Source organism: Natronolimnohabitans innermongolicus JCM 12255 (assembly GCF_000337215.1).
In the GTDB taxonomy this organism is placed as follows: Archaea; Halobacteriota; Halobacteria; order Halobacteriales; family Natrialbaceae; genus Natronolimnohabitans; species Natronolimnohabitans innermongolicus.
Genome location: NZ_AOHZ01000098.1, coordinates 1 through 4,502, shown reverse-complemented (window position 1 = coordinate 4,502; position 4,502 = coordinate 1). Strand labels below are relative to the sequence as shown.

Below are 4,502 nucleotides of genomic sequence, written 5' to 3'. Positions count from 1 at the left end.
CGTACATGTTAGTGACCGGCACCTCCGCGGTGGGACAGAGCCAGAGGTTCGGATGGCGTTTCAGGCGATCCAGACCGGCCACCCCGTCATGATGACCTTCCACGCCGGCGACATCAAGAGCCTCGTCCAGCGACTCAAGGGGAACCCGATCAACGTCCCCTACTCCCACCTCGACAACCTCGATCTCGTCATCTTCCAGAACTTCATCAAGGGCGACGACTACCGGCGCTGTACCAGTATCTACGAGATCGACAAATTCTCGCGCGAACTCGACGGCCTCGTCACGAACAAGGTCTTCGAGTGGGACCCCGTCCGCGACGACCTCGAGTTCACCGGGATGAACAACTCCGTCCTCCTGGAGGACAAGATCGCGACGCTCCGCGGCTACGACGACACGCGGGAGATCTACGACGAACTCGAGTTCCGCCGCCGGATCATCGAGAAGATGGTTTACAAGAACATCGTCGGCTACGAGGAGGTCAACGAACTCATCAACGACTTCCAGCGCGACGGCGTCGAGGGACTGCCCTTCGACGTGCGCCGGCCCGACTCGATCGTCTGACCCGACGGGGTCGACCACCCCGTTGCCAGACATTTCACGATGTTTAATATGCACCGCTGAGTCTCAACGTGGTATGGAACGCGTAGACGTCGCGATCGTCGGCGGCGGTCCCGCAGGGACCTGCGCAGCCGAACGGGCCGCGGCACACGGTGCCGAGACCGTCCTCTTCGAACAGGGCGTCCCGCGGGAGGACCGCGACGGCCTCGGTCCCGACTCCACCGACGCCGCCGGCATGCTCGACTACTGGATCGACATCATGGACTTCGACTACCGGGAGATCCCCGACGAGGTGGTCCACCGGGAACTCGAGGCCACCGAGTTCGTCGGCCCCTCCACGTCCGTCACGATGACGACGACCGGGATGGACGCCAGCTACCCGAAGTTCGGGTACACCTTCCACCGCGCCCGAATGGACGACTGGCTCCACGAACGCGCCGCGGACGCCGGCGCCGACCTGCGCGTCGGCACGGGCGTCAAAGACCTCGAGACCGACCTCCGCGCCTCGAGTGAGAAGGGACCCACCCACACGCTGACCCTCTCGGACGGCGACCAGCTCGAGGCCCAGTACGTCGTCCTCGCTGACGGCCCGCAGCGGCGGATCACCTTGGACGCTCTCGACCAGTTCACCGCACCCGCCCGCAGCGTCTCCGACTACCTCTCGCCGCCCGAGGCAAACCACATCGCCTACCAGGAGTACCGGGAGTTTCCCCCGGAGCTGTTCGCGGAGTTCGAGGACAGCCTCAAGTTCTGGTGGGGCTACATGCCCGGCGAAACCGCCTACCCGTGGGTCTTCCCCAACGACGGCACCGTCGCCCGCGTCGGTCTCACGATGCCCATCGGTATGGAACTCGAGGACGTCGCCAACCCGGGCGCCTACAAGCTTCTGCGCCCCGACGACGATACCCTCCCCTCCGGATCCGAGTACATCCGCCGCCTGCTCGAACTCGAGTACGGCGACGAGTACGATATCGAGACGGACATTCCGGTCGTCGAGGACCGCGGCAAATCGAAGGGGACCGAAACCTACCCCATCTCCTCGACGCGACCGATCGACTCCCCCGTCGGCGCCAACATCGCCGTCGCCGGCGGCGCGATGGGCACCACCTCTGCCTTCCACGAGGGCGGCTACCACGTCGCCGTCCGCTCCGGAAAGATCGCCGGCCGACTCGCCGCGACGGACTCCCTCGAGCACTACAACGACGTCTGGAAGCGCGCCATCGGCGACGAAATCCTGCGCAACGTCTCCTTCGCCGATATCGTCAAAGAGTACGAACCCGTCGACTGGGACTGGGCGTTCGGCGTCGTCAACGAAATGCAAGGCGACGCCACCGGCGACAGCCTGATCGAACGCGGCTACTCGGCCGGTCTCGACGCCTCGAAGATCCTGCTGCAGTACAAAAAGCGGAAGTATCGCTATCGGAACGGCGGCTACGTCCAGCTCACCGAAGACGAATACTTCTACTGAGCGACCCGTTTCCCCCGACGGTCCGCGACGCGATCGCCTTCTCCGTTCACAGCAGCGAACCCACACCGACACGGCCGCTCCGTTACTCGAGGTCGTCGCCCTCCAGTTCCTCCTCGAGCTCGCGCAACGTCGGCTCCGAACACTCACAGAGCGTCGACTGACCGAGCGGCTTTCGCGTTCCATCGGGCCAGACGTATACGATGCCGATCGTCCCGCAGCGTTCGCACTTGACCGCGGCACGCCGCCGGTTGTCGTTTTCGGCCACCGGAGTCACCTCACTGCCGTGACAGACCACAGCCAACGGCAAAAACCCCTCCCGAACCGCCACCGCCACCGTCACCGTCACGAACCGGATCACCCCTCACCCGCGATTTCGTCCGCCGTTAGTCCGTGTCGTTCGGTCCTCCCTCAGATACCGACTCGAGCCCAACCGACACGTAACTCCGTTTCGTCTCGGTCACCGCTCCCCTCCGTTCACCGAGCGAAATCGACGTTCCAGGATCGAATGCGGCCGGTTCGGGATCGATACCGGTCTCCTCCGCGAAGAGATCGGGTACACCCGATACGACGGCGCGTGCGCGTAGCTCTCCAGAGACGCCCGATAGCTCCCCACGACCGCCTCGAGACTCTGCGGTTGCCACGACAGGGACTCGTCGACCGTAAGCCCGGCCCCGGGCACGCACTGATGAGGAAACATCACGGCACTGTTGTCCACCGACCGTGTCGGTCTCATCCGGCAATCTCGCGGCCGACCTCTACACCAACGTCATGGCCGAATCGACCGACCGCCTCCTCGCGACGCGACTCGACGAACTCACCGACGGTCCCGGCATGCAGGAAATGCTCTCCTACCTCATCGCCCGCGACACGATGCACCAGAACCAGTGGCTCGAGGCCCTCGAAGCGCTCGACGATACCGTCCCGGTCCCGGCCAGCTTTCCACACGACGAAGAAAACCAGGAGTACAACTACACCTTCATCTCGACTCGCCGCGACCCGCAACCCGACCCCGAGGCCCCTTGGACGCAGGGGGCGACACCGGACAGTCGCAGCGAGTTCGAGTATCTCTCGGAACAACCCGGCGACGGCGAAGTCGTCGCACCCGAACCAGACCCGAACACGTACAACGACCCCGACGACCAACAGTAGGCGTACCGGCGGCGGGAACTCTCGGCGTTTTGAACGAGCAGATGAGAGCAAGAGCGACAAAGCGACCCAGAACCCGACTCGAGAACAGCGCACACTGAAAGCGTTAAACCACTCCCATCCCTAGTTCACGTGCGTGCCTTTAGTCCCCGTCCGAGTGAACCCATTCGGGTGCGATGACAGTACGGCGAACCCGGGCACGCGACAGTCGATTCGGTGGGCTCCGCCCACCCGTCCGAGGAGCACGCACTCCTCCGCCCGGCACGAGGGTTAGCCAGCCGACGCGGCATGCCGCCCCGGGATGACGCTGGACGTTAGTGTTCCGGGCGATATTACTCGACTCGACTACCTGCCTGAGCGATCAGTCTCCGTCGCGTACGACCGGTCGTCCACACTCAGCCACGTTCGACAGTACTCACTGTGAGGGCCGACTCGAGGACGTCAACGGCTCGCTGTACAGTACCGACTCTGTCGACGACCCCGTGATAGTCACGTCGTCTTCGGCCCTGCGGGCTCGAGCGATGGTGTCACAAACGTCATCGAGTTCGTCGGTGGCGACGACGTCGCCCGTCCGACCGTCGTATTCGATAAGGCCGTAGTCCGCGAGTTTCGGGAGGTGGCTGTGAATCAACGACGTCGTGACACGCTGTTTCCGTTCCTCAGTAACGACATCGACGGTGCTGTCCAGTTCCCAGGCGGCGATCTGCAACGACAGCCCCTCGACGTTCGCGTGCTCGTTGTCCAGAAAGTAGTACAGGATATACCGGCGGCGGGATTCCGAGAGGAGTTCGTAAATATCGTCAAGCGTGCAGTCTGCCCGTTCCATACTACCCTCATTCGCACTCGTTCGAATAAGCCCCTCTCCAAAAGGATTTGGGTCACTCGAGTACGACACAGTCGACACTCGACGATTTTTCCTCCACAAATACGAATAACCCCACACAGCGGGTGCTGTGTGGGGCGTAAGTATGAGTATGAATGGGTGGCGGCGAGTCAGCTCTCCCAGAGGGTCGCCCACTCCAGTACTCACTGACACGCAGGTGAGCTTATCTTCCGTGTTCGGGATGGGTACGGGAGGCACCTCACCGCTGTGGCCGCCTCAACGCCGATCGATGGAATCGAACCATCGCCAAACCGTAATCGGTCGGTCTCTGACCGTGGTGTACGTGTAGTCCAGTTCGCGCCTGGACCCGTTCGCGGGTCCGTGATCCAATGCGATATGAATGAGTGGCTCGATCGGTTAGTGCTCGCGGGCTCAACGCCTCGTTGCCTTGGCGCGTACACCCCGAGTCTATCGAACTCGTCTTCTACGAGTGATCTCAGTGGTAT

At 63.0% G+C, this 4,502-nt stretch carries 3 protein-coding genes, 1 rRNA gene and 2 pseudogenes (1 of these 6 running past the window's edge); 3 read left to right on the top strand and 3 right to left on the bottom strand.

Annotated features, from left to right (window positions below; translation table 11 throughout):
- Both C493_RS24175 and C493_RS20580 read left to right on the top strand, forming a co-directional pair.
- Positions 1-550 (top strand): annotated as a pseudogene (locus C493_RS24175) (type II/IV secretion system ATPase subunit); its annotated part reaches 1,107 nt to the left of the window's first position; the annotation flags it as partial.
- A gap of 85 nt (positions 551-635) precedes the next feature.
- Complete coding sequence (locus C493_RS20580) at positions 636-2,027, top strand: NAD(P)/FAD-dependent oxidoreductase (protein ID WP_007261427.1); 1,392 nt, start codon at positions 636-638, stop codon at positions 2,025-2,027.
- Between the two features lie 82 nt (positions 2,028-2,109).
- Here C493_RS20580 and C493_RS20575 read toward each other — a convergent pair whose 3' ends face one another.
- Positions 2,110-2,292 (bottom strand): hypothetical protein, encoded by a 183-nt coding sequence (locus C493_RS20575; RefSeq protein WP_086009976.1) that lies wholly within the window; start codon positions 2,290-2,292, stop codon positions 2,110-2,112.
- Between the two features lie 464 nt (positions 2,293-2,756).
- Here C493_RS20575 and C493_RS20570 point away from each other — a divergent pair.
- A pseudogene (locus C493_RS20570) lies at positions 2,757-3,176 on the top strand (manganese catalase family protein); the annotation flags it as partial.
- A 412-nt stretch (positions 3,177-3,588) separates the two neighbouring features.
- Here C493_RS20570 and C493_RS20565 read toward each other — a convergent pair.
- Both C493_RS20565 and rrf read right to left on the bottom strand, forming a co-directional pair.
- A complete protein-coding gene (locus C493_RS20565) occupies positions 3,589-3,999 on the bottom strand; it encodes a DUF7344 domain-containing protein (RefSeq protein WP_007261424.1) in 411 nt (136 codons plus the stop codon).
- Between the two features lie 154 nt (positions 4,000-4,153).
- A 5S ribosomal RNA gene (rrf, locus tag C493_RS20560) occupies positions 4,154-4,275 on the bottom strand.
- Between the last annotated feature and the right edge of the window lie 227 nt (positions 4,276-4,502).